This window comes from Campylobacter sp. 19-13652 (assembly GCF_019702925.1).
Lineage (GTDB): Bacteria > Campylobacterota > Campylobacteria > Campylobacterales > Campylobacteraceae > Campylobacter_A.
The window spans coordinates 713059-738193 of the sequence record NZ_AP024713.1 but is presented as its reverse complement, the minus strand read 5'-3'; the positions used below and the strand labels follow the sequence as shown (position 1 = coordinate 738193).

At 38.1% G+C, this 25135-nt stretch carries 21 protein-coding genes; 15 read left to right on the top strand and 6 right to left on the bottom strand.

Features of this window, described 5'->3' with window-relative positions:
- The first annotated feature begins 5 nt into the window (after positions 1-5).
- From LBC_RS03565 to LBC_RS03520, 10 genes are all read left to right on the top strand, one after another.
- Complete coding sequence (locus tag LBC_RS03565; RefSeq protein ID WP_221254731.1) at positions 6-941, top strand: P63C domain-containing protein; 936 nt, start codon at positions 6-8, stop codon at positions 939-941.
- Positions 938-1168: a helix-turn-helix transcriptional regulator gene (locus LBC_RS03560; RefSeq protein WP_221254730.1), complete on the top strand. Its 231-nt coding sequence runs from the start codon at positions 938-940 to the stop codon at positions 1166-1168. The genes LBC_RS03565 and LBC_RS03560 overlap by 4 nt, the downstream gene beginning before the upstream one ends.
- A gap of 373 nt (positions 1169-1541) precedes the next feature.
- On the top strand, positions 1542-1763 hold the full coding sequence (locus LBC_RS03555) for a hypothetical protein (RefSeq protein WP_221254729.1): 222 nt from the start codon (positions 1542-1544) through the stop codon (positions 1761-1763).
- Positions 1763-2542, top strand: coding sequence for a phage antirepressor (locus LBC_RS03550; protein ID WP_221254728.1), 780 nt, complete (start codon positions 1763-1765; stop codon positions 2540-2542). Before LBC_RS03555 ends, LBC_RS03550 begins: the two co-directional genes overlap by 1 nt.
- Before the next feature lie 17 nt (positions 2543-2559).
- Positions 2560-3285 carry a hypothetical protein gene (locus LBC_RS03545; RefSeq protein ID WP_221254727.1) on the top strand — a complete coding sequence of 242 codons (726 nt, stop codon included), beginning with the start codon at positions 2560-2562 and terminating at the stop codon, positions 3283-3285.
- 102 nt (positions 3286-3387) lie between these two features.
- Positions 3388-3705 carry a hypothetical protein gene (locus LBC_RS03540; protein ID WP_221254726.1) on the top strand — a complete coding sequence of 106 codons (318 nt, stop codon included), beginning with the start codon at positions 3388-3390 and terminating at the stop codon, positions 3703-3705.
- Between the two features lie 20 nt (positions 3706-3725).
- Complete coding sequence (locus LBC_RS03535) at positions 3726-4046, top strand: hypothetical protein (RefSeq protein WP_221254725.1); 321 nt, start codon at positions 3726-3728, stop codon at positions 4044-4046.
- Positions 4043-4351 carry a hypothetical protein gene (locus tag LBC_RS03530; RefSeq protein WP_221254724.1) on the top strand — a complete coding sequence of 103 codons (309 nt, stop codon included), beginning with the start codon at positions 4043-4045 and terminating at the stop codon, positions 4349-4351. The genes LBC_RS03535 and LBC_RS03530 overlap by 4 nt, the downstream gene beginning before the upstream one ends.
- On the top strand, positions 4348-5367 hold the full coding sequence (locus tag LBC_RS03525) for a site-specific integrase (protein ID WP_221254723.1): 1020 nt from the start codon (positions 4348-4350) through the stop codon (positions 5365-5367). The genes LBC_RS03530 and LBC_RS03525 overlap by 4 nt, the downstream gene beginning before the upstream one ends.
- A 163-nt stretch (positions 5368-5530) precedes the next feature.
- Entirely contained in the window at positions 5531-6148 is a 618-nt protein-coding gene (locus LBC_RS03520; protein ID WP_221254722.1) for an MBL fold metallo-hydrolase, read from the top strand.
- Here LBC_RS03520 and dsbD read toward each other — a convergent pair.
- Positions 6145-7923 carry a protein-disulfide reductase DsbD gene (dsbD, locus tag LBC_RS03515; protein ID WP_221254721.1) on the bottom strand — a complete coding sequence of 593 codons (1779 nt, stop codon included), beginning with the start codon at positions 7921-7923 and terminating at the stop codon, positions 6145-6147. The two genes, LBC_RS03520 and dsbD, sit on opposite strands and share 4 nt — an antisense overlap.
- Positions 7924-8075: 152 nt before the next feature.
- On the opposite strand from dsbD, the gene ppk2 reads away from it, so the two are divergent.
- Positions 8076-8900 (top strand): polyphosphate kinase 2, encoded by an 825-nt coding sequence (gene ppk2, locus LBC_RS03510; protein WP_221254720.1) that lies wholly within the window; start codon positions 8076-8078, stop codon positions 8898-8900.
- Positions 8901-9992: 1092 nt separating this feature from the next.
- On the opposite strand, the gene ade is transcribed toward ppk2, so the two are convergent.
- From ade to nhaD, 5 genes are all read right to left on the bottom strand, one after another.
- Positions 9993-11678, bottom strand: a complete 1686-nt coding sequence (gene ade / locus LBC_RS03505) for an adenine deaminase (protein ID WP_221254719.1) — start codon at positions 11676-11678, stop codon at positions 9993-9995.
- On the bottom strand, positions 11671-12258 hold the full coding sequence (locus LBC_RS03500; protein ID WP_221254718.1) for a GNAT family N-acetyltransferase: 588 nt from the start codon (positions 12256-12258) through the stop codon (positions 11671-11673). Before LBC_RS03500 ends, ade begins: the two co-directional genes overlap by 8 nt.
- Before the next feature lie 347 nt (positions 12259-12605).
- Positions 12606-15698 (bottom strand): ATP-binding protein, encoded by a 3093-nt coding sequence (locus LBC_RS03495; RefSeq protein ID WP_221254717.1) that lies wholly within the window; start codon positions 15696-15698, stop codon positions 12606-12608.
- Positions 15699-15734: 36 nt separating this feature from the next.
- Positions 15735-17270, bottom strand: coding sequence for a glutamine-hydrolyzing GMP synthase (gene guaA / locus LBC_RS03490; protein WP_221254716.1), 1536 nt, complete (start codon positions 17268-17270; stop codon positions 15735-15737).
- Positions 17270-18643, bottom strand: coding sequence for a sodium:proton antiporter NhaD (nhaD, locus tag LBC_RS03485; RefSeq protein WP_221254715.1), 1374 nt, complete (start codon positions 18641-18643; stop codon positions 17270-17272). The genes guaA and nhaD overlap by 1 nt, the downstream gene beginning before the upstream one ends.
- A 405-nt stretch (positions 18644-19048) precedes the next feature.
- Here nhaD and LBC_RS03480 point away from each other — a divergent pair, with 405 nt between their 5' ends.
- The 4 genes from LBC_RS03480 to LBC_RS03465 are packed head-to-tail and all read left to right on the top strand — an operon-like array spanning position 19049 to position 25046.
- Positions 19049-19522 carry a hypothetical protein gene (locus LBC_RS03480; RefSeq protein ID WP_221254714.1) on the top strand — a complete coding sequence of 158 codons (474 nt, stop codon included), beginning with the start codon at positions 19049-19051 and terminating at the stop codon, positions 19520-19522.
- Positions 19510-21369 carry an excinuclease ABC subunit UvrC gene (gene uvrC, locus LBC_RS03475; RefSeq protein WP_221254713.1) on the top strand — a complete coding sequence of 620 codons (1860 nt, stop codon included), beginning with the start codon at positions 19510-19512 and terminating at the stop codon, positions 21367-21369. The genes LBC_RS03480 and uvrC overlap by 13 nt, the downstream gene beginning before the upstream one ends.
- Complete coding sequence (locus LBC_RS03470) at positions 21366-22100, top strand: hypothetical protein (RefSeq protein WP_221254712.1); 735 nt, start codon at positions 21366-21368, stop codon at positions 22098-22100. Before uvrC ends, LBC_RS03470 begins: the two co-directional genes overlap by 4 nt.
- Positions 22101-25046 (top strand): hypothetical protein, encoded by a 2946-nt coding sequence (locus tag LBC_RS03465; protein ID WP_221254711.1) that lies wholly within the window; start codon positions 22101-22103, stop codon positions 25044-25046.
- The last annotated feature ends 89 nt before the right edge of the window (positions 25047-25135 follow it).

Genomic DNA, 25135 nt, shown 5'->3' with positions numbered 1-25135 from the left:
CATAAATGACCAGCGAAGAATTAAAGGCACTTAATCAAACAGAGTCAACTCAAATATCCCCTGTAAAAATAACCCACAAAGGCGATTGGAAAATAACAGACGAAATATCAATCGAATGCTATGTTACAAGTGATAGTCGCCGCCTTTTATCTTTGCGTGGGACAGCTAGAGCTATGGACTTAAGGGGTGGTGGCAGTGGGGCACTGCTTAGAAACCTAAAGGCGTCTTGGATACAGCCTTTTTTATCGGACCAGTTAAAAATATGGATTTTAGGGGCAGATACAAAGTCTTTGGAAAAAATCTCAGGAGTTAGCGGACCAAGGTTTATTCCGTTTGAAGCTGAGTTATTTGTAGATGTATGTAAGGCTTATGTTATGGCTGACAGTAAAGGCATACTAAACGAAAGTCAAAAAGCCATAGCAAAACGCTTATTGCATATAATGTCAGCATTTGCAAAAGTAGGCATTGTTGCGCTAATTGATGAAATCACAGGATACCAAAACCAAAGAGAGCAAGACGAGCTACAAAAAATATTAGCAAAATACATATCGTCTGAATTTTTAGAATGGACAAAACGCTTTCCAGATGAGTTTTACCAACAGATATTTAGGCTTAAAGGCTGGGGGAGCTTTAAAGCAAATCACAAAATGCCTCAAGTTGTAGGCAAGATAACAAACGAGCTAATTTATCGGCAATTGCCAAATGGTGTTTTGGATGAACTTAGAAATAAAACCCCAAAAAGTGAAGCTGGTAACAATCTAGTCAAATATCATCAAAGTTTAACCCTTGATACCGGCATACCACACCTAGATAAGCACCTAATAGCCGTAATAACGCTTATGAAAGTATCTGATAACTGGGACGATTTTTTATATCTTTTTGATAAATCATATTCAAAAAATCATCAACTAAGATTTAATTTTGATAAGGAGAGAGAATGACCGCAGATGAATTAAAAGCATTTTGCAAGCAAAGAAATTTAACCTACAAAGAGTTGGCAGAAAAGATAGGGATGACAGAGGGCGGTTTGCAAAATGCAGTCAAAAAAGATAATATTAGCGAGCAAACAGCCAAAGCCATTGAGCTTTTAAGAGAGATTGAAAACCTAAAAGAGCAAGTAGCAGACTACGAAGCACTAAAGGCAATCTTGAAAAAAGCCCTAAATTAAACTAACCAGCCTATTTTTTGGCTGGTTAAAAACCTACTTTTATACACGAAAAATAGATTATTACACCGCAAACTATTGACAAAAACAGATTATTAAGCTATAATTATGTCATCAAAACGGATTAAAAACCCGTTTTGACAAACTCTTTTAAAGGAGTAGTGATGGAAAGGACAAAGCAAATCCTTGAAATCATCTTGTTAATACTCCAAATCGCGATAGCAGTATTAACAATCAAAGGGTTGGCGTAAGCCAGCCCCTTAACTCCTAAAGAGCCATTATACCATAAGGAGAACAAAATGGAGCTAGTCAATATTTTGCTTGTCGTGTCAGTGGCACTTTTAACACTTTATGTTTTTAAATTTAAGGCTGATAAATGAACCGCCACGACCTTAAGGCACTAGCCACCTCGGAGCAAGAAAAGCGTTTTTTTAAGTTGCTAGAGCAATACATTAGCCGTAAAGATGACACAGACCCGCGCTATGATGTGCTTGATATGGCGTTTGATTTGTTTGTCTTTGCGGATAATTATGTATCTGCTACCAAAGCCAAACACACCCAAATTTTAAGAATTTTAAATCAAATAAAGGAGCAATAATGAACCAGTTACAAATTTTTAAAAACCAAAACTTTGAAGTGCGTGCAATTACGCAAGACGGCGAGCCACTTTTTTGTCTAGCTGATATTTGCAAGGTGTTAGAAATTCAAAACCCAACAGATGTCAAAAAGGCGGTGGAAGTGGAGTTTGGAGATGACCTAGATTTAATCTACCCCATCACAGATAGCCTAGGCAGGGAGCAAAAAGCGATATTCATAACCGAACCCCAGCTTTATTTTGTGATGATGAGAAGCGACAAGCCAAAAGCAAAGCCTTTTCGTATGTGGGTAAATGGCGAGGTTATCCCAAGTATCCGCAAGCACGGCGTATATGCAAAAGATGATGTCATAGACAAAGCCATAGCAGACCCTGATAGCTTTATTAAAATTTTAACCGAGCTAAAAAGCGAGCGAGCCAAGAGCAAAAAGCTCGAGCAAGAAGCAAAGGAAAACCAAAGCTATGTCATCTATGCTAAAGCTGTCGAAGCCTCAGCCACATCAGCACTTATCGGAGATTTTGTAAAAACCTTGTGCGATGGCGAAAATATCAGCGTAGGGCGTAATAGAATTTTTAAATGGCTAAAACAACAAGGCTATTTAATGAATGATAGAATGCCTTATCAAAAATACCTAGATAATGGCTATTTTGAAGTTATACCACAAGTCATAATCACCCCAAAAGGGGCAAAAGAGCGTTTTACCACACGCATTACAGCCAAGGGGCAGGTCGCCTTAAGCACTAAGATAATAGAGCATTTTAAGGCTAAAAAAGCAAGTTAAAATTTAAAGGAGAAATAATGCAAATAGTTAAATTTAACAATGTTGAACTTGAAGTGCTAGAGTATGAAAAGACTTGGGCTTTAAGCGACAGGCAGGTGGCTCAGGGTTTTGGAGTAAGCCAAGAAGCCATAAGACAACAAAGGACAAAAGGAGCTACCGAGTATGTCGAAGGGGTGCATTTTTATTATAAAAATATGTATAACGACGGCAAAGGTGGGCTTTCAGACACCCCGGTGGATTTGAGCGGGGGTGCTCAAACGCCCCAAAAAATGACCTTTTGGACTAAAAAAGGCGTCGTAACACTAGGCTTTAAGCTGCGTGAAACGCCACAAACCATAGCCTTTAGAGACTGGGCGAGTGATTATATAATCCAGCCAAACAAACCAAGCTCAGCTACAGATTTATTTTACCAGTCTGCTTTGGCACTAAAAGAGCAAGAACAGCGCATAGCCCAAATAGAACAAGAGCGCAGAGACGACCACAAAGAACTAGCCAAAGTAAAGCACAACATAAACCGCCTAATGACAAACGAGCAGTATATGACTATTATCGCTTATGCAAATTTAAAGGGCATACCAGCTAAAAGCTACAACTCATCAGCCCTAGGCAGAAAGGCTAAAAAGCTAAGCAATGAGCTGGGCTTGCCTATGGGTGCAGTCATCGACCCACGTTATGGCAGAGTGGGGACGTATGCGATTGAAGTTTTAGAGCTGATTTTTAAAGACATAAAAAGAGTTGGTTAAATTTAAAGGAGAGATGATGAAGTCAAAAGATAGCCTACGAGCTACTAAAAGTCTTTTTAGCCGAACTTGACATAAGTGCAAAAACACAAAAAGGAGATTAAAATGACCCTAACCATAAATGAGTTAATTAATGGCTATGGTATTAAGCTAAAAGACATTGAAATTTTAGCCTTTGACACTAGAGGGTATGCTTTAACAGATGGTATAAGCATAGTTAATTTAGGCGATAGTGAATGTATTATGTTTAACTATGGGTGCAGGACTTATTACCTGCACTTTGATACGCCGCTGATTAGCGATGACGTGATATTTCGCTTTAATGCAAGCGACACAATCAAAGGACAAACAGACAGCACAGCATTTGGCTTGATAGTTAGCCAAAGGGTTTTATTTGAGATGCTTGATGAGCAGATTTATTGAGTGAATTTAAAGGAGAGATTATGAAAACAACAACATTTTTAGATTTTATAATGGACGGCAGCTTTAGCTATTCGCATATTACCCTAGTGGAGCGAAATGACGCCAAAGAGACTGAAGTTTATGGATTTTACGATACTTTGCGTAATAAAAATGACCCTACTCGCACCGATTTTGTCTTTAGAAGCGGCAAAAGTGAGCTTTTGGTATTAACCGACGCTAGAGTGTATTTTGATAAATGGCTTAAAGACGTTGCTATTTTAGAGCTAGACGGCAAAGAGTATCTAATCTGTGCTGCAGTGAAAAATAGTAAGAAATTTAGAAATATCAAGGACAAACAATGAATGAGACGGCACAAATAGGCTTAGACACCACCATAGAAAGCGTCATAAAACAGACTGTAAGGCAAGCTATTGACGAGAGTTTGCCAGCGATAATAAATGCCGTTGAAGCTAGCCACCTGCGGCTAGCCATTCCAAAAGAGCTAAAATCTGCTGAAGCGGCGCGGCTTTTAGGCATATCAAAAAACGCTTTAAACCTACGTGTGTACTCTGGAATGTATTATGAGGGCAAGCATTTTAAGCTTAAAAATGGTAAAATCCGCCTTTGGGATAGGGACACTCTTTTAAATTTAAGGAGCAAAGAGTGAAACTATACAATAGAAACGGTAAGATTTATGCTGATTTTAGCGTAAATGGCAAAAGGTATCGGCGTGGGCTTGACCTAGCTTACACTAGGGCAAATTTAAATCACGCAATGCGGAATGTAGTGCCTGATTTAATCGATGAGATAGAGGCTACTTGGGGGCTAAAGAGAGATTACACGCTTAGCGAGATAATAGAGCTTAATAAAGAGCATTGGAAAAGTCTAAAAGTGGGGACTAATTATACATATAACTCATTTAGCAAGATTATCTTTGAGCATTTAGGCGATAAAAATATTAAGGAGTATAATATTGCTTGCATTGATATGTTTTTTGCGACGCTTGCAAAGTGTGGTTACTCATCATCTAGTCAGCAGGTAATAAAAGCGATACTAAAAGGGTGCTTTGATAAGGCGGTTCGTCTAGGAATTATTAAAAGCAATCCTGTTTTTAAAGTGCGTATAACGCCGACAAAAAAGATAAATCGGTGTATATACACAAAAGAACAGGCTCAGTTTTTAATCTCACAAGCCGAGCCTGAGCTTAAAAAATTTTTATACTTCGCTATTTATACAGGCGCAAGAGCAAATGAAATACTTGCGCTAAACTGGGAAGATATAAAAGATGATTATATCATAATCTCAAAGACTTTGGTACCTTGTAAAAGCAAAACCATAAACTCGCCAAAAAATGGTAAGACACGAGCGGTATTTATAACGCCAGTTTTAAGAGAGTATTTGTATAAAATTAGACAATGCAAAGGGCGAATTTTTAAAAATATGTATAGCACAATGAGAATTAGATTTAAAGCACATTGTCAAAATCTAGGCTTGGAATACACAGGACTTCATAGTTTACGCCATACATTTGCTAGCCTTTTGCTAAATGACAAGGTAGAGCCATACGTCATAAGTCAAGCACTAGGGCATAGTAGTCTAACAATGCTGGAGAAAATCTATGGGCATTTTACAGGCTACAGTAGCAGCGATAAAGAGGCAATAATAAGAAGTCTTGATTTTTAGCTTGACACAGTTTTGGCACAGTAAATATAAAAAAGCCCTAAAATAGGGAGTTAAAACGACTTTTATTATAAATTTTTTCTTTTTTAAGGTTTGCTTTTTTGAGCCGATTTTTCAGCAAAATTGAGATATAATCCCAGCTAAATTTATAAAGGTTTATCATAAAATGAAAATATTTTGCAAGGCATTTGGGGATTTTGGCACTAATTGCTACATCGCCCAAATAGACAATAAAGCATTTATCATTGACCCTGGCGTTGGAGCAACAAAATGGGTATTAGGAGAGCTAAAATCAAAAAGTCTAACACCTCTAGCTATACTATGCACGCACGGACATTTTGATCACATAAATGACGTAGCAGATCTAAAAAGCGAGCTTGGAGCACCAGTTTATATTCATAAAGATGATGAGTTTATGCTTTTAGGAGGCTATCAATTTGGCTTTAAATTTACACCTTGTAAGCCCGATTTTGCCGTAGACGAGGGTAGCTATAGCGAAGGCGGAGAGGAGTTTAGCTACCTGCATTTTGCTGGGCATACGCCAGGGTGCGCAATGATAAGGATAAAAGACGTGATTTTTAGCGGAGATTTTTTATTTAAATCAAGTATAGGTAGGTGGGATTTTGAATACTCAAATGCGCACGATATGCTAAAAAGCCTACAAAAGTGTGCCGATTTAAAAGGGGATTATACCATCTATCCAGGACATGGGGCTAGCACCACGCTAAAAGCAGAACAGGCAAATCTAACCTCATGGGCGGAGTATATCCGCCGTGAAATTTAAGGGTTTATAGCCTCAAGTAGATTTATCATGGCTTTTGGCGGGATAAAGCCGCTTGTTCTATGCTCTTTTAGCTCGGCACCGTCTTTAAAAAATAAAAGCGCAGGAGGCCCTACTACTTCAAAAGCTCTCATCATCTCCTCGCTAGCTGCACCACTTGCGCTAACGTCCGCTTTAATGAGAACAAAGCGCTCTAGACTAGCTTGCACGCTAGGATTGCTTAGAGTTTTCTCATCAAGCTCAATGCAGCTAGCACACCAGCTAGCCCAAAAATCAACCATCACAGTCCCATCAGCACTTTTAATCGCATTTTTAAGCTCGTTTAAATTTGAAACTTTGATAAATTTTGGCTCGCTGTGAATAGTTGCGACACTAGAGCCAGTAAAAGCCAAAAGTGGATTTAAATAATCCTTACCTCCAGCAACCCCGCCTATAAAAAGTAGCACCGAGTAAATAGCAAGCACTAAAAGCGCACCCCTTCTTACCCAGCTAGCCGAGCCAACAAAAAGCCCAAATCTAGCCACAGCAAAAAGCCCTATCGCACCCCAAAGCACAAGCACAACACTATCTCCTAAAACCCTACCTACAAGCCACGCAGCCACAGCAAGCATAACAAAGCCAAATGCGCTCTTTACGCCATCCATCCATACGCCTGGTTTTGGCAGCCATTTACCACTACTTATGCCTATAATTAAAAGCGGAACACCCATGCCAAGCGCCATAACAAAAAGCATAATCGCACCAAAAAGCACGTCTCCACTTCTAGCTATAAACAAAAGCGCACCAGCAAGCGGTGCCGCAACGCAAGGCGAAACAACCAAAGTAGACAACACACCCATTATAGCCACGCCAAAAAGCCCGCCTTTTTTTGAAAATCTATCACCAGAAAAGCTGGGCAGACGTATCTCATAAGCCCCAAACATACTAAGCGCAAGCAACACAAAAACCAGCGCCATAGCCCCAAGCACCCACTCATTTTGCAGCCACGCCTGCACTCCGCCTCCAAGCAGGCTTACCACCACGCCAAATGTTGCGTAAGCTAGCGCCATAGCAAACACATAAACCACGCTCGCCATAAAGCCACCCCTGCCCCCACGAGAGACGATAATACCTGAGAGTATAGGCACCATAGGAAGCACGCAAGGCGTAAGAGAAAGCGCAAGTCCATAGATAAAAAACACAAAAGCAGAGATTATAGCAGTGCTGCCTGCTAAGCTGTTTGCAATCTCCGCATCATTTCCCAAATCCCCTGAAAAAATCGCAATAAATTTATCCACAAATCCACGCTCACCGAGCACACTTTCTGACGTATTGTCCGTAGCATCCTTTGCTGCAACGCTCTTGCCATTTAATCTTACAAGCTTTGCACTAAATCCACCCGAGTCATCTTTTAGTACACTAAACTCCCTAACTTGCGGACGATAGCATATGCCAGATTCCGCACAGCCTTGATAATTTAGCACGAGACTTGAGGTGTCTTTGCTAAAAAGCGAAAACGGCAAAAGAAGGCTAAAATCGTGCTTTATAATAGAATAATTGCCCTTATTTTGCCCCATGGGTATGGCTAGTTTATCTGTGATATTTTCACCATTTACAACAACCGAAAAGCTATTTTTATAGATGAAAATTCTCTCATCTCCTAGGATAAAATCCACATCAAATCTATCCTCCGCAGGGGTTAAATTTACCACAAAAGCCTCATTTACATCGATATTTTTAGCAAATATCTGCGTAGTCAGAAGCGACAAAAACAGTAGCATTATGAATTTGCGTATCATATAATTCCTTAAATTTTTTCTTTGATTGTAACATTTTTTATTAAACCGATAGTAAAATTATAATCATTTTTAAAAAATATTATTATTCAAGCATTTTAATAAATATAAATTTAACAAATAATTGCTAAAATTTAACAACCGAAGGAGTGAGCATGCAAGAATTAGACAAAAATCAGCCAAAAAAGGTAAGTATAAAGGTCAAAAAAAGCACCCTTGAATATCAAAAAGAGCTTAGACGATTACAGATTGAGATGCTTAAGTTTCAAAATCATGTCAAGGACAAAAACCTACGCATACTCATTATTATGGAGGGGCGAGATGCGGCTGGTAAGGGCGGATGTATAAAACGCATAGCCGAGCATTTAAACCCAAGGGGGTGCCGTATAGTCGCACTTGACAAGCCAAGTGACGTGGAAAAATCGCAGTGGTATTTTCAGCGTTATGTTGCGCATTTGCCAAGCGCTGGCGAGATAGCGATATTTGACCGTAGCTGGTACAATAGGGCTGGCGTGGAGCCTGTGATGGGCTTTTGTACACAAGAAGAGCATAAGGAATTTTTAAAAGAGGTGCCAAAATTTGAAGAGATGATAATAAACTCTGGCATAATCTGCTTTAAATTTTATCTCTCTGTAAGCAAAGCGGAGCAAAAAAGAAGATTTAAGAGGCGGCTAACAGATCCATTAAAGCAGTTTAAAATCTCGCCAGTTGATAAAAAATCTCAAGAACTATGGGAACAGTACTCCATAGCCAAATACTCCATGCTCCTAGCCAGCCACACGCCAAAAGCGCCGTGGACAATCATAGCCTCAGACGATAAAAAACGAGCGCGAATAAATATTTTTAAGTATATCTTAAGCCACGTCGACTACCCTGACAAAATAGACGTAAAATACCTAAAATACGACCAAAATCTAGTACGAAGCGGAGATGAGGAGATAAGATTGATTGAGGATAATTTTAACAAAGAAACGCATTAAAATCGCCTTTTTACAATGATTTGCTGGGCTTTATACCTACTCTCTTATAAAGCCATTATAGTTTTTACCTTAAATGCTAAAAGTGGATAATTTTTAATTGCAATTTTAAACTACCTTATAAGCCTAACACCATTAATTTGTGCAAGAGACCTTTAGCATTATCTCCTTTACTACGATTTTTAGCATAAAAATATCTAAGAAAATCTCCTAAATAAAGCTTAGTAAGCTTACTATTTTTATACAGCTTGCATCAAAAGAATTAAGTCCAGCGCAGTTAACCTGCTAAACTACTTGCGCAGATTGCACTCATTCTCACTCTGTAGGCAAAGGCAAAATCTGGGTGAAGCAAAGCTGGACATGCCTCACTGCTATATTGGTTGTGAGTAAGCCACTCATACGTGGCATAGGGGTTGCTTTTGAAATTTGTAAAGCACTATTAATAAAAAGAGTTTTTCAAATTTTTACGCCATAAAAAGCCATTTGTTTTTATAAAAGCAAAAGCTAAATTATCGTGTAGTCACACACAGCTAAAATTAAGACCATTCTACTAGCAAAATAGTAGAGGATATACTTAAGCTTAGGGTTAAAATTTAGCGATTATTTTTTGACTTTTAAGCATAAAGTATTTTGCCAAAAAGAGCGTAAAAATTTGTAAATAATTTTAAGTATTTTTGCTTAATTGCAAATTTTAAACTGCAAAACAATCCTAGCATCGCTAATTTAGTATCAACGCTATTTTTAGAGTCCAGCAAAGCTAAGATGAGACATAAAGCTTGCCTTTGAAATTTGTGACCCAATCCTGCCTATCCCTATTTTATTGCATTTTTAAATTTGATTTAATAAATTAAAATCGTAACAGATAGCAGAATATAGCATAATGCGCACAATAGACGATAAGTATAGTAATCGCAGACCTTTAAGGAATTTTAATTGTGCTTTACTCTACGAAGCCTAAAGGATTTAAAGCCATAATAACCGCAACTTTGGCTGAGAAATTATGCGCAAATGCCGCCTAATGACTACAAAATGTCGCAAAAGATACAGCTATACCTTGCCTTACAAAGTAAGATAAACCAAAATCAGATCAAAGCGCTAGCCCTCATCTACCCTAATATGTTTAAATTTATCCACATCAAATAATCCAAGATCTGTTAGCTTTAAATGTGGCAAAACAGGCAAAGCCAAAAAGCTAAGCGTCATAAATGGATCGACCCCCTCGATAACGCCAAAGCTTCTAGCAAGACGAACAAGCCTAGTATCAGCACTAGCCACCTCATCAATACTAGCACTACTCATAAGCCCCGCAATATCAAGCCTAAGCTCATCTATCACGCGCCCTTTACTAGCAACGACCATACCTCCGCCAAGCTCCACGACACGGTTAACAGCAGCTAAAATATCATCATCATTATCGCCTATTGCAATGATGTTGTGGCTATCGTGAGCCACACTAGTAGCCACGGCGGCGCGCTTTATGCCGTATCCTTTGACAAGTCCCAGTCCAACGTGGCTCTTACCGCTATGACGATCTAGCACGACAGCTTTGCAAATGTCATCATCACTAAATTTAAACTCGCCCTGCTCTAGCTTTACCCTTAAGCGCAAATGCTCAGTAATTAGCTCATCTGGGATTATTCCTATGACATTTGCCTCATCACTATTAAGTGCTAGACGCAGGTCGCTTTTATCTAGCTTGCGCGCCCTCATGCGTAAAATAGGCTCGCATTTACTGCCAAAACCAGTCAAAATAGTGCCATCTTGAGCGATAAGCTCACCCGCTATATAGACGCTTTTTGCCCTTATGTCATGCAAATCATCAAACAAGAAAAAATCAGCCCTATACCCACACGCTATCGCCCCGGCGCGCTCTATGCCGTAGCAAAGGTGCGCGTTTAGGCTTGCCATGCGAATGCCAAGAAGCGGATCAAGCCCTAGCTTTATCGCTTTTTTTAGTACGTAGTCTATGCTGCCCTCGCTTTTTAGATCACTTGGATGGCGGTCATCAGTGCAAAAAAAGCACCTGCTTGAGTTTGCTAGGGTAACGGCTGGCAAAAGGGTGCTTAAATTTTTTGCAGCACTTCCCTCTCTAAGCTGCACCCACATGCCCCTAGATATACGGTCATTAAACTCACTCACACTGCTACACTCATGATCGCTCATAACCCCAGCCGCAGCATACCTATCTAGCCGCTCGCCACTTAGCATAGGTGAGTGTCCGTCTATAGCTTTTCTGTACTTTTTGGCTAGTTCTAGCTTTTTTAAAGGCTCACTCTTGCCATTAATAACCCCCACAAAATCCATCATTTCGCCAAGTCCTAGCACCCTCTCATGGCTTATAAGCGCGCTTAGAGCCTTTGCATCCAGCCTCGCTCCGCTAGTTTCAAACTCAGTCGCTGGCACGCAAGAAGGCAGCATTACATAGACATGGGCTGGGATATTTTCGCTTTGATTTAAGATATACTCCACGCCGCTTATACCGCAGACATTTGCTATCTCGTGAGGATCTGCGACTATGCTACTAACCCCACGAGAGACAAGCTCTCTCATAAGCTCCGCTGGGCTTAGCATAGAGCTTTCAATATGCACATGTCCGTCTATTAAAGTAGGTGCCATATACACACCACCTGCGTCTACTTCACACTCTGCGCTTGTGTAGTAATCCCCAACGCCTAGGAATTTGCCATCTTTTATAGCGACATTTGAATGCACCACATTAAGAGAGAAAACATCAACTACTTTTACATTTTTAATCAATAAATCAGGCTGAACTCTACGCATTAGCACCACCTAATATATCGCTAAGCCTCCTAGCCTCAAGCTCTAAAATGGGCTTTGGCTCTTTTGGGCTATCACCTGGATCGCAAAGCTGCTTTTGCATCCAAATAACGTCATACCAGCGGTTAAATTTAAATCCGCACCCAAGCCATCGACCCACCTCGCTAAATCCTCTCCTAGCATGAAAAAGTATGCTCGCACTCTGCTCTAGCTCATGCCCTGCAGCTATGCAGGCAAACACGCTAGCTACGCCCTGAGCGCGCAGTAACCCCTCAAGCACATCATAAAGCGCACTACCGATACCTGATGATATGTGGGTATTTGGCAAATATATACTACTCTCCACCGCCCAGTCATAGGCTTGCCTGTTTTTTAGCTTAGACGCATACGCATAGCCTACTACTCGTCCTTGTTCTTTAGCGACGATAAATGGATATTGCCTTAAAGTAGCCTTAATTTGCTCACCTATAGCGCTCTCATCAGGCGCTTCGTAATCAAACGTAATAGCTGTATTTTTGACATAGTATGAGTAAATCTGCGCTATCTGCCCAGCATCAGAGGCCGTGGCTAAACAAATCTGCATAAAACCGCCTTTATAAATTTAAATTTATACGCCTTATTAAAAGTAATAGAGCATTTTAGTGTTATTTTATCCAAATATAGCAAAGTAAAAACTAAATAGCCCTTTTAAACAATACTACTTGCTTTGCAAATTTCAAAAATAAGCCCTATGCCACGTATGAATGGCTTATTAATAACTCATATTGCACTGCAGCAATCCTTGTGGTGTGTAAGCCAAACGAAGGCTTGCAAGGATGTTTATCAATTTTGCACCAAACCTATGCGAAGTGCTAAAAGTTGCTGGTATTAATTAGCAGTATTTGGCTTATGCTGTGGTTTAAAATTTATAATTATAAAAGAGTGCTATCTTTAATCATATACCACATCATCATCGCTACTTATATCTTTTAGCTCAAATTTATCGCAAAAATCCCTAAAAAGGTTTAAATTTTTGCAATTATCAAAATCCCCAACAACCACGATAGCTTCCTTTGCTCTTGTTAAAGCTACGTTTAATAAATTTGGCTTAGCGCAAACCCACTGCCTAGCACCCTCACTAGCCCCACCTAGGATTAAAATAACAATCTTAGCCTCCCTGCCTTGCATGGTGTGAATTGTGCCGCTAATACTAGTTTGAGATTTTATCTTAAAGCTGCCTTTAATCTTATCCGCAACCGATTTAAACGGCGATACCACGGCAATATCACTAGCCTTAATGTTAGCTTCTTTGGTGGCTAAAAGGTGGTAAAACTCCTGCGCCACCCTAAACTCATTATCTGAAAAATGCTCACTAAAATTATCGCTTTTTACATTAAGCCAAAGCGATTTTTTAAGCCCAAAGCTAAACTCATCAGCCTTAGCAGACACCATTAGTCCAGCATAACTAATCTCATTTGCTATCTCAAACATAAATTTATTACACCGCCTATGCACCAAAAGTGGCGAGCCGACCCAGTCGTCTTTTATGAAAGCGCCGTATTTTTGAGCTAAATCCGCCCTTGATTGCAATGAATGCTGTGTGATATCAAAGCTATCAGGGACGTTAAATGATTTCATTAAAATTTCATTTACTGACTTTGGCAAAACAGTAACAGGTTCAAGCTGCAACGGATCGCCCACCACAACCGCCCTCTTGCAACGCATTAAAAGCCCAACTCCAGCGGATAAACTAGCCTGCCCAGCCTCGTCAAATACAGCGTAGCCAAACTCGCTATCTTTAGCAAATGACAAAAATCTACTAACGCTTGCAAGCGTGGTGGAGATAGATGGAACGATGAAAAACAGCGATTTAAACGCCCAAAGCCTATCGTCATTAGAGGCATTTTGACTAAAGGCTACGTTTAAGTTTGTGGCAAATTTTGGACCATTTGCAAGCACGAAAGCTTTGTGTAAATTTAAAGCTTGCTTAAAACACTCCTTTGCCGCCATAAAATACTCATCGCTATTAAAATGGCTTTTTAATATAGTCCCCTTAAAATCCTCCTCAAAAAAGCCTTGCAATTTATCGTTTAACGCATTTAATTTGCTTTGTAGCTGCGATTTTTCACTTAAATTTTTAAAGAGCTCTAAGCAGCCCTCGTACTCATTTTGCCAAGCTTTCAACCTCTTTTTGTTAAAAATTTTAATCAGCCAGCTAGGCTTTGTCTGTTTTAAAAAATCTATCCTTTTTTCTACATAGTCCTTATCCGCCACGTCAAATCCAAGCTGATTGCAGATAGTCTTTGTCTCTTTATCTATCCAATTTAGCCTTTGTTTAATTTTTATAGCCTCGGTTTTTGCCTGTATAAGATCGCTTTGCGTTTTAAAAATATCATCAATAATATCTTGTACTCTTTTTAAAGATAGGCTAAATTTATCCTTTGCAGTTTTAATATCATCACATAAATAACCGTCAAAAAGCTTTTTATAGTAAAATAAAAATGCGCTTAAGCCACAAAATTCATTATCTCTAATAAGCTCCTTGTGCCTTATATTTAGCGCATTATCAAATTTTGAATTATTTAGGCATTTTGTCTTAAAATTATCTCTATTTTTCTTATTTCCAAGGGTAGCGCATATTAGCCCCCAGCACTCCTTACCCAAAAGCTTAGTTGCAAAATCAGCAAAATAGTCAAACTCACCCTCTATCTCGCTAGCTAATGGGACGTTTTGTGAGATATTTTCGACCGCTTTATTATTTGATGAAGCGATTATAATCTCATGTCCTATTAGCCGCTCGTTTAACTTATAAAGGTCGTCACTATCGCCTTTTTGCCAAAAATCTGCCTCATCAATATCTAATAAAACGCTCGCCCTATTTATTATAATATTTGCGACAATGTCCTTTATTAGCGTGGTTTTGCCAGTTCCAGGAGGACCATTGACGCTATAAATTCCGTCTTGATTTTTAAATTTTTCAAACATTTTATTAAGTGCAAACTGCTGTAAAAAATTTAATTTATGCCTGCTTAAAAATGCGCCGCTTACAAATTTACTCTCGCAAAAACTCTCTAAAGCAAGGCTATCTTTGGTAAGATCCACCCTATTAGTTTGCACTAGGCCAAAATACTCTTTTAATAAGATATTTGCACTATTATTTTTAAACTTATCCTTAATCAAAAATAGGTCGGATAAAAAGAAGCTATTTAGCAAGGTATCTGTCTCGTTTGAAAAGCTCACTAAGCATTTAAAATTTGAAAAATCTAAAAACTCGCCACTTTGATTGCCGATTTTAAACTCTTGATTTACCTTATCTAAAATTATATTCTCAAACGAAAACCAAAGCTCGCTTTCTAAAACATTTTTTATAATATAAAGTAGCCCCTGCAAGCTCTTAAGCTCAAGTCCTGCAAACTGCCTATTAATTTCTGCAAAAACAGAGTTGCAAAACGCTTCAAATTCGCCATTTTCTAACCTAAAATCTTTAGAATATTTTAAAAAATATGGCGTAGTGGAAATGAATAAATTTAAACAGCCAACTTCAAAAGTGTCGGCTAAGAGTATCTCATCTAGTGTTTTGTTTTGGTATATCTCATCAAGCTCAAGCTCGCTACCATCTGAGATAAATTTCATATCACTTAAAACCGATTTTTCCACTTTTTTATTATTTTCAAGCAATAACAAAAACGAAGCACACTCGCCGTTTAAATACTCCTCAAATTCAAACTTTAGCTTCTTTTTACTATCTAAACACAGGCCAATAACTCTATCTCTAATTGACTTTAACGGATAAAGGCCACCATAAATGGCAAAATTGCTTTTAAGGAAAATTTGCTCCCCATTTTTTACAAATGGGATAAATTTTCTATTATCAATCTTAAAAAGCCCATTGCAAAAGGCTGATTTAAAGTCATCTTTAAACTCAAAGCCAAAGTGATGATTTACATTTTTATAGCCTAGTTTTTTATTTTCAAATTTATTCTCATCAAGTGGCTTTGGGTTTAAGTATTCGTTTGCAAGCAGGTAGTCTAATAAATTTTGCATTTTTTTAAAAAGATTTGAGCGCCAAAGCGCCCAAAATTACTCCCACTCTATCGTTGCAGGTGGCTTTGATGAGATGTCGTATACTACGCGGTTTATGCCAGCTACTTCATTTATAATTCGGCGACTTACGTTTTCTAACAAATCATAAGGAAGCCTTGAAAAGCTTGCCGTCATGCCATCGCTTGCATCTACCACACGCACACAAACAGCGTTTTCATAGGTGCGATTATCACCCATTACGCCAACCGAGTTTACGTTTAAAAGTACGCAAAATGCCTGCCAAGTCTTATCATACCAGCCGCTACTTTTTAGCTCATCGCGAAGTATCACATCGGCTTTGCGAAGTAGATTTAGGCTAGGCTCATTTACCTCGCCCATTATGCGTATAGCAAGCCCTGGGCCTGGGAATGGATGGCGAAATACCAAATCCCTGCTAAGCCCCAGCTCAAGCCCCAAAGCACGCACTTCATCTTTAAAAATCTCACGCAGTGGCTCGATGAGTTTAAATTTCATATCCTCTGGCAAGCCGCCCACGTTGTGGTGGCTTTTAATGGTTTTACTAGCCCCTGCGACGCTGCTTTCTATGATGTCTGTATAAAGTGTACCTTGGGCTAGGAATTTGACATTTTCATGCTTAGCCGCCTCAGCGTCAAAGACTTCGATAAAGGTATTGCCTATGATTTTTCGCTTTTGCTCTGGGTCGCGCACGCCCTTTAATCTGCCTAAAAATAGGTCGCTAGCATCAATTGTTATAAGATTTACCCCTAGCTTTACCTTAAAGATATTTTCAACCTGCGTTCGCTCATTTGTCCTTAAAAGCCCATTATCAACAAAAACCACTATCAAATTCTCAGGCACCGCATGAGCTAGCAAGGCTGCTACAACAGAGCTATCCACCCCACCGCTGACCGCACAAAGGACTTTAGCGTCGCCTACTTCCTCTTTGATTTTGGCTATTTGAGATTTTGCAAAGCTACCCATATTCCACGTACTTTCGCAGCCGCAAATATTTTTAGCGAAATTTTTCAGTATCGCTGTACCATGCTCGCTATGCTGGACTTCTGGGTGAAACTGAAGCGCATAAATTTTACGAGCCTCGTCAGCATATGCGCAAAACTCGCTATTTTCACTCACTGCTATAACTTTGAAATTTATAGGTAGCTCCTCTACCTTATCAGAGTGGCTCATCCAAACTATCTGAGAGCTATTAAGCCCATCAAAAAGGGCATTTGGCTCGGTTACACTTAGCTTTGCTTTGCCAAATTCTTTCTCATTTGCCGCTCGCACACTACCGCCAAAGTGATGTGCAATTAGCTGCATACCATAGCAAATACCTAGCATAGGCAATCCTAGTTCATAAATCCCCTCATCGCAAAAATAAGCGTCGCTTGCATATACGCTAGCAGGTCCTCCGCTTAGTATTATGCCCTTTGGTGATTTTGCCATTATCTGCTCTATTGTTGCATTAAAAGGCATTAGTTCAGCATAAAATCCCTGCTCTCTTAGCCGTCTAGCAATAAGCTGGGTATACTGTGAGCCAAAATCTAAAATAACAATGTCAGCTTGTTTCATTAATATAATCCTAAAATTTCAAATTGAACATACCATATCACAAGTGACACAATGTAGCCTGCTAACACCTTCCAAGCCTGAGCCATATGCGCACCAAATGTATAAATTCCTTTTAATTTACCCATTACGCCAACCCCAGCAGCAGAACCAAAGCTTATCATAGAGCCACCGATTCCAGCAGTCAATGTCACTAGCAACCACTCATCAGCATTCATGGTTGGATTTGATTTTAATACAGCACTCATAACTGGGACGTTATCCACAATAGCCGAAATAAAGCCAACTGCTATATTTATAGACGTAAATCCAAAATGGTCGTAAAGCCTGACTAAATAATCCAAAAATCCCAAATAGTGAAGCGCGCCAACGGCTGAAAGAATTCCAAAGAAGAACAGCAACGTATCATGCTCTATTTTTGATATAAAGTGGAATAAATTTAAAGGCTCCTCATTTTTATAAATTTTCTTAAATATATATGTATAAACACCCAACAAAGATAAACCAAACATCATACCAAACATAGCTGGAAGGTGGAAAAACTGATGGCTAAGTACAGCACAGACAATGGTAATAATGCCTAAATATATAATAGGCTTTCCACCGTGTTTTATGCAAAATTTCTGCTCTGTATTTGCATCAAAGTGAGGACTACCAGCAGGAACACTCCAAGAAAGCAGCCATGCGGTAATAAGCCAACCTATGATAGAGGCAGGGAAAAGAGCTAAAAAATCGATAAACGGAGACTTACCAGCTGCCCAAACCATAAGCGTGGTAATATCGCCAAATGGACTCCAAGCACCACCTGCATTAGCCGCAACTACGATATTTATAGCTCCAGCAACTAAAAACTGCTTATTTGTACGGTCTATTGTAAGAAGCACAGTTGAAAGAATTAGTGCAGTAGTTAGGTTATCAGCTATAGGGCTTAAGAAAAAGGCGATCACACCAGTAAGCCAAAATAAACGCTTATATGAGTAACCTTTTGAGACTAAATTATATTTTAGAGTATTAAAGACATCTCTGTCTATAAGCGCCTCAATATAAGTCATAGCAACCGTAAGAAAGAAGACAATCTCGGCAATTTCTAGGATAAGATGCTCGACTTCGTGATCAAGCGGCTGCATATCCATACCGTTAATAGCCATATAAATGCCTATTAGTATAAACATAAAAGTACCGATAAATATCGCTGGTTTAGCCTTATTTACATGGTATACTTCCTCTGCTGCTATAAAATAATAACCAGCCACAAACACTATAAGACAGACAACACCAACCCAAGTTGTGCTTAAATTTATAGCGTGTTCTGCCACTGCGCCGTCACTTGCAAATGCAGGCAAAAGCGATAGGCAAAAAAGTAAGAGTGATTTCATCACTGCCTCCTTTAAAAGTTAAATTAGTTGCCATTTTACTTAAAAGTTTCTAAATTTGACTTTATAAAAAGCTGGCAAAAGCTAAAATCACTCACTAAAATAAATTTGGGTTATTTTTAAAGATAGTGTTTTTTCTAAATTGTAAAATTCAAACCACAGCGTATAAGATTACACACCCCGCTAATTTGTGTCAATGGCTTTTATATTGCCTCGAGGCTTGCGGCACGATTTTAGCGCATTCGCACGAGCTTGGCGTAAAAATAGGCGCTAAGCCAACTATGAGTGGAATAGGAATTGCTGTTTTAAATTCTGCTGCACTGGCTCGCTAAAATTTGAATAAAATGGATCTGCCTTATACCCACACCCACAAAGAAAAACTAAAGCAAAACCTGCTAAAATCACGCTATGAAAGACGCTAAATCGATAATTACTAAACATTTTTTTAACAATCCTATCTACAAAGGTCTATCCGCCGCCGCTCAGTGCCATACCCTTATTGAGCTTTTACCAAACAACGTAAAACCACTTATTGCATTTGTTTATGCAAAAGGCGAGCTTCTTTTTATCGTAGTTAAGCACCCTGTGGGGCTAAGCGAATTAAAACGAGATAGTAGTATAAATATGATAAAAGGCTTATTAAGAGCGATAAATGCAGGCGCGAAACTAAATGGTCAGCCTAGCGCACTAGAAAGTATAAAAGATATAAGAATAAGCGTGCTAAAAACTCCACCAAAGCAGATAAATCTCACCCCTATACCACCTATAAAAACCCCATTAAAGTCAAAGGCTAAGTTTATAAATTTAGCCAAAAATAAAGAAGTCTTTAAAGCCTTTGAAAGATTAAGAAATGTCATAAAGGAGCGCATTTGCAAGCCTTAGAAAAAAATTCATTAAGCCAAAAATTAGCCAAGCAGATAAAAGAACTACCTGAAAATAGCGGAGTGTATGAGTATTTTGACAAGGACGGCAAACTCCTATATATAGGCAAGGCAAAAGTGCTAAAAAATAGGGTAAAAAGCTACTTTAAATTTACCCCCAATCTAGCACCAAATCCAAATGTATCCTTAAGAATAGCTAAGATGATTAGCGAAACAGTTGAACTTAAGTTTATAATCACTCCAAGCGAGGCTGACGCCTTAATATTAGAAAATTCGCTCATAAAACAGTTAAAACCAAAATACAACATACTCCTAAGAGATGATAAAACCTACCCCTATATTTACGTGGATTTATCCGAGGATTTTCCACGATTCGAGATAACTAGAAAGGTGCAAAAAGGCAAAGGTGTGCAATATTTTGGTCCCTATTATAAAGGGGCTAGCGAGCTACTTGAGGCTCTTTATCTAAATTTTAATCTCGTACAAAAAAAAGGCTGTTTAAAGCATAAAAAAGCCTGTTTATTTTATCAAATAAAACGCTGCGAAGCACCGTGTGAAGGCAGGATAAGTAAACAAGATTATGAAATGATTTTAAAAAACGCCATAGCTGCACTAAATGAGCCGGCATTACTAATTCCAAGACTAAATGAGATGATGGGAAAATATGCTGCTATGCTTGATTTTGAGCAAGCCGCAGCCATGCGCGATAAAATCGAGCTTTTAAAAAGCCTTGAGATAAAAGTCGAGCTTGATTTAGCCAAAATGGAGGATTTTGAAGCGTTTGCTGTGGTGTGCGATATGGGGCTGGTATGCGCTACTAGGCTTAGCATATCAGGAGGCAGGGTAAATGGGGTAAATAGCGCCATAAGCATGGCAAAAGACGTGCAAAATGAGGGCATAGAAGAGGTCTACTCTCAGGCGATTTTGCAAGCCTTTGGAGTGGATACTCCGACTATTAGCACAAAAATTTATACCCTAGATAAACTAGCAGACGCGCAGATAATAGAGGAAATCCTCTTAAAACGACACGGTAAAAAATTTAGCCTCAAAAGCCCACTAAAGGGCGAGAAAAGACGAATTTGCGAGATAGCCGCACAAAATGCAAGAGCTGCTATTTTAAGTTCAAATAAAGAATACGACCTGAGCGCAGAAAAGGCATTGGCAAAGCTATGCGGACTTAGCTGTGTGCCTGAGACAATAGAGGTCTTTGACAACTCCCACATGCAAGCACAAGCTTGCGTTGGGGCTATGATACGCTACAAAAATGGCAAATTTATCAAATCCGACTATCGCCACTACCACCTAAGCGCAAACAATGACTACGAGCAGATGCGCCAAACACTCACGATTAGGGCAACACGCTTTGATAAGCTAAGTCCGCCTGATTTATGGGTGATTGATGGGGGCGAGGCTCTGCTAAATCTAGCCAAAGAAATAATAGCAAGTAGCGGTGCGAATGTCGAAGTCATCGCAATTTCAAAAGAAAAGCTAGACGCAAAAGCCTACCGTGCAAAAGGGGCCGCAAAGGATAAAATTTACTCATCAAACGGCACTTTTAGCCTAGCTACAAATGATGCCAGGCTCTTACTCATTCAAAAACTAAGAGACGAGGCGCACAGGTTTGCTATTAGCTTTCATCAAAAAACAAAGCGTAAAAACGACCTAGCCGCCTCAAAACTAAAACAAGCTGGCATAAGCGAGGCAAGCCTTAGTAAATTAGTTAAATTTTATGGAAGTTTTGATAAAATCTATGAGGCTTCATATGAGGAGGTAGCAAAGCTTACAAACAAAAGTATAGCAGCCAAAATATCCACTCTAAAAGATAGCACAAAAGGGCAAAATAGATGATACTTTATGATAAATTTTATAATATTTTGGGGATAAATGATATAGCCCTTGGCATACTGGGCTTTGATAGTTTTGAGGTGTTTATGCGTGAGTGCAAAAGCCTAGACGCCATGGTATACAGACACACAAAAGAAAATGACGCCACAAGCATATTTGAAAGCATAATAAAAAGCAACAAACGCCAAAGAGTCATCACTCTAAAGCGAAAAGACGGACGGACTATAAGCGTGCTGGCTCAAATTTGTGATGTATACATGCTAAGCAATGAGGAAATTTATGAGCTGAGACTTTTAATCACGGACGAAAATAAAACCCAAGAGGAGATAAAACAAGCCCAAAATAGCCTAAGATTACCAAATCTTCTCGCTCAAGACACGAAAGCCTTAGCACCAAGTGCTGCGTTTGAAAAATTTGATGAAGCATGGCTAAAAAAGGAGATGTTTTTGCTCGATCTATCATCTGAGGAGCTATTATCATATCTAAGCGACTTTATCCAAAATGCACAAAAATCAGAAATAAGATTGCAAAACGCTATGCTCTCAAATGATAAAGTAACTATAAATAAAATTGCAAAAAAGCTAGAAAAAGTTGCGCTTAACTTTCATCTAACACCCCTTGCAAAGACATACGAAAGCATACAAAATGCAGGACAGTATCAGTATCAAGAGCTAATAAAGCTCTCACGCTATTATCTATCAAATTTATCTGCTTTAATAAATAAGGAAAATTAAATGAGAGTTTACAAAGACTACTGGCTTATAGTACCCATATTTGCTGTAGGAATATACTTTGCTATAAATGGAACTGGACTTTTAAAAGACGCAGCTGCCTCAAGAAAGCTAGAAGTAGCCATAACAAAACAAAGTGCACTTAAAGATATATCAAAGGATATTTTCAGCGAAAGAAATATAAGTATAAGATATCTAAAAAAAGAGGCTGATAATATAGACTTAGAAAAGCAGCGCTCAAAAAGTGATGAATCTATAAAGAAATTTAAAACACTTTACACTTCGCAAGATGACACAAGTCAGTTTAATATCCTAGTAAACGGACTGGATCAAGCTAGGGAATTTATAGCAATAAATAAAAATATAAAAGATGTTAGACTGGTTGAATATCTTGGATTTTTAGAAAAGCTAAATGAGATAATGATACAAAACTATAAAGATATAGACCAAGGACACTTTATAGACGAAATAAAAGCATATGTAAAAGCACTAATTTCTCTTTATAGCCAAATGCTTGATATAAATAAAAATAATACCTTCATACAAAATCAACTAAATAGCAAAACTGAGCTGGATATAAAAAATATACAAGAACAACTAAACTTTGAAAGCGACGATGTAAGTAATTTCATGCTACAAAAACATATAATGACACCTGGAATTTTAGCAATACTAAACAGTGAGGAATTAAAAGAGATAGATACCGAGATAGAAGAGATTAAATTTGAACTTGCGAATAATATTATTACGGATAAGATAGAGATATTAAATGACATATATAGCCTACAAATAAAGCGTTATATAATATTAAATCAAATCTCTAACATCTTAGAAAAAGATCTAGATGAGAAAAACCGCAATTATTACACAAAACTCGAACTAAAAATACCTGTTTTTATGGGTATTTTTATATTGCTTTTTTTCATATCCCTTTCGATGTTTAAAAAATTAAGAGTGCTAAATGAAGCAAAAAATATAGCCCTAACCAGTACAAAAGTGGAACAAATTGATGATAAAGACGAAACCATAATAGAAATATTACGCGAACTAATGGCAAAAATAATCTCTATGCAAAGTACACTTGATAGAATAAATTTATTCAACAGTATAAAAAATAGCTACCTAGGCAAGATAAGTTCAAACTACCAGCACCTAGTCAAGCAAAACCTGCAATCTCTAATATTTTTACGAAAAAGTGCGACGAGTAAAGAGCAGATAAAAATAATAAATTTAATCGAAAATAACTCAAGCCTGGGGCTTGCAAACTTTGACGCACTTTTTAGTACCATAAACATGCAAGATGAGGAAATTAGCACTACTGAAGCTGAATTTAACCCTCAACAGGCATTTGAAGGGGCAATAGGTTCAACTATAGATGAGATAGAAGCAAAAGGACTAAATTTTATAAATTATATAGATCCACTTTTTGTACATGTGCTAATAGGCGATGAAGCAAAACTAAAAGCTATAATTTCAAACCTAATAATAGCAGCTACTATGAGCGCCGCTAAAAACTCAAAACTGCAAGTCATGATAAAAAGGCTAACCGATATAAAAGATACTGCAAGCGTAAATATATCAGTAAATATAAAAAGCTTTGAATCAGCTACAGGACAAAATGAGATACTAGCAGATAGTGTAAAAATGCGTATAGATATAGCAAAAACCTTCCTAAACATCATGCACTCAGAGCTAATTACGCAAATAGAGCGCGGAGTGGAGTTTAGCTTCACGCTTAAGCTAAACCTAGGCGAGCATTTAGTCATGCCTGAGACAAATAAGAGCCTACATATCCTATACATACAAAGTGGTGATGAGGAGTATGATGAAATAATGGACTTGACACTAAAAAGAATGAACTTAAACTTTGAAACAACCTTTGAAAGTGCGAAAAAAATCAGAGAGATGAACTATGACATAGCCTTTATGCGCCACACCAAAAAGCTGGCTGGGTATGAGGATTTAAAGAATCTAACCATACTAAAAGACCCACTCCTACCAAATCAAATAATATCAAGCATAATTGAATTTGAAACTAGAGAAGACAAAAACTCATTCATGCTTAAAAAGCCACGTATCTTGCTGCTTGATGAAAACAACATAAGCCTAAGTATGCTACGCCTTGCATTTGAACATTTTGACGTTGAGCTTACAAGCCTAAGTGATACAAAAAACTTCCTAAACTCGGTGGCACAAGATGACTTTGATGCTATATTCATAGACTGCGATATATCAAATATAAACCCCAAAAACCTAGCTAAAAGATGCAAAGAGCTAGAGCTAAACAACAAACTAGCACAAGCTAGTATAGTAGCCATAGTCTCAAACACTTCAGAAATCTCTATAGACGAGATAAAAAACGACGCAAATTTCACAGATGCCATTAAAAAACCTATGTCGTTAAAACACCTACAAAATACACTTGAAAAAATAATAGAAAAATTTGAGCTATTTGTGAAAAAGCGTGGAGGGTATGAGCAAAATACTAAAATACTAATCTACAAAAAGACCCCTGTGCAAAATCAAATTTACCAAGGTGCGCTTAAGGAATTTAATATAACAGCAGTAAATAGCATAGATGAATTTAAAAAAGAGCTTAAACAAAATGCTTACCGCATAGCAATGATAGATGATGAAGCAGACGGATTTAACGAAGAACAAATCACAGAGTTAGTATCTCAAGCAAGAGAATTATTTAACGTAAATACAAATTTATTTATATTTAGCTTAAATGAAATAGGTAAAATAAATTCGGCATTTACAAAGATATTTAAGGCAAATATATCAAAATCACAAATAGAACAAGCTGTAAGAAAGGAGTTTAATATCGATAACATGACTTTTAGCGCAGCTCCGAGAGAGAGAGAGAGAGAGAGAGAGAGAGAGAGAGAGAACAGGAAGGTTTATAAGGCGATAGATAGACATCTATTTGTAAAAATCATACCATAAACTAGCAAAGTATTAACTTTGCTAGTATTTTAGAAAATTCTAAAATCATGCACCCCACTTATCTAATGCAAAATATTTTATACAAATAA

Bases quoted from the DNA above. Each gene is read 5' to 3' on its own strand.
- LBC_RS03565 (WP_221254731.1), top strand. From the start codon at position 6: ATGACCAGCGAAGAATTAAAGGCACTTAATCAAACAGAGTCAACTCAA.
- LBC_RS03560 (WP_221254730.1), top strand. From the start codon at position 938: ATGACCGCAGATGAATTAAAAGCATTTTGCAAGCAAAGAAATTTAACC.
- LBC_RS03555 (WP_221254729.1), top strand. From the start codon at position 1,542: ATGAACCGCCACGACCTTAAGGCACTAGCCACCTCGGAGCAAGAAAAG.
- LBC_RS03550 (WP_221254728.1), top strand. From the start codon at position 1,763: ATGAACCAGTTACAAATTTTTAAAAACCAAAACTTTGAAGTGCGTGCA.
- LBC_RS03545 (WP_221254727.1), top strand. From the start codon at position 2,560: ATGCAAATAGTTAAATTTAACAATGTTGAACTTGAAGTGCTAGAGTAT.
- LBC_RS03540 (WP_221254726.1), top strand. From the start codon at position 3,388: ATGACCCTAACCATAAATGAGTTAATTAATGGCTATGGTATTAAGCTA.
- LBC_RS03535 (WP_221254725.1), top strand. From the start codon at position 3,726: ATGAAAACAACAACATTTTTAGATTTTATAATGGACGGCAGCTTTAGC.
- LBC_RS03530 (WP_221254724.1), top strand. From the start codon at position 4,043: ATGAATGAGACGGCACAAATAGGCTTAGACACCACCATAGAAAGCGTC.
- LBC_RS03520 (WP_221254722.1), top strand. From the start codon at position 5,531: ATGAAAATATTTTGCAAGGCATTTGGGGATTTTGGCACTAATTGCTAC.
- dsbD (WP_221254721.1), bottom strand. From the start codon at position 7,923: ATGATACGCAAATTCATAATGCTACTGTTTTTGTCGCTTCTGACTACG.
- ppk2 (WP_221254720.1), top strand. From the start codon at position 8,076: ATGCAAGAATTAGACAAAAATCAGCCAAAAAAGGTAAGTATAAAGGTC.
- ade (WP_221254719.1), bottom strand. From the start codon at position 11,678: ATGCGTAGAGTTCAGCCTGATTTATTGATTAAAAATGTAAAAGTAGTT.
- LBC_RS03500 (WP_221254718.1), bottom strand. From the start codon at position 12,258: ATGCAGATTTGTTTAGCCACGGCCTCTGATGCTGGGCAGATAGCGCAG.
- LBC_RS03495 (WP_221254717.1), bottom strand. From the start codon at position 15,698: ATGCAAAATTTATTAGACTACCTGCTTGCAAACGAATACTTAAACCCA.
- guaA (WP_221254716.1), bottom strand. From the start codon at position 17,270: ATGAAACAAGCTGACATTGTTATTTTAGATTTTGGCTCACAGTATACC.
- nhaD (WP_221254715.1), bottom strand. From the start codon at position 18,643: ATGAAATCACTCTTACTTTTTTGCCTATCGCTTTTGCCTGCATTTGCA.
- LBC_RS03480 (WP_221254714.1), top strand. From the start codon at position 19,049: ATGAAAGACGCTAAATCGATAATTACTAAACATTTTTTTAACAATCCT.
- LBC_RS03470 (WP_221254712.1), top strand. From the start codon at position 21,366: ATGATACTTTATGATAAATTTTATAATATTTTGGGGATAAATGATATA.
- LBC_RS03465 (WP_221254711.1), top strand. From the start codon at position 22,101: ATGAGAGTTTACAAAGACTACTGGCTTATAGTACCCATATTTGCTGTA.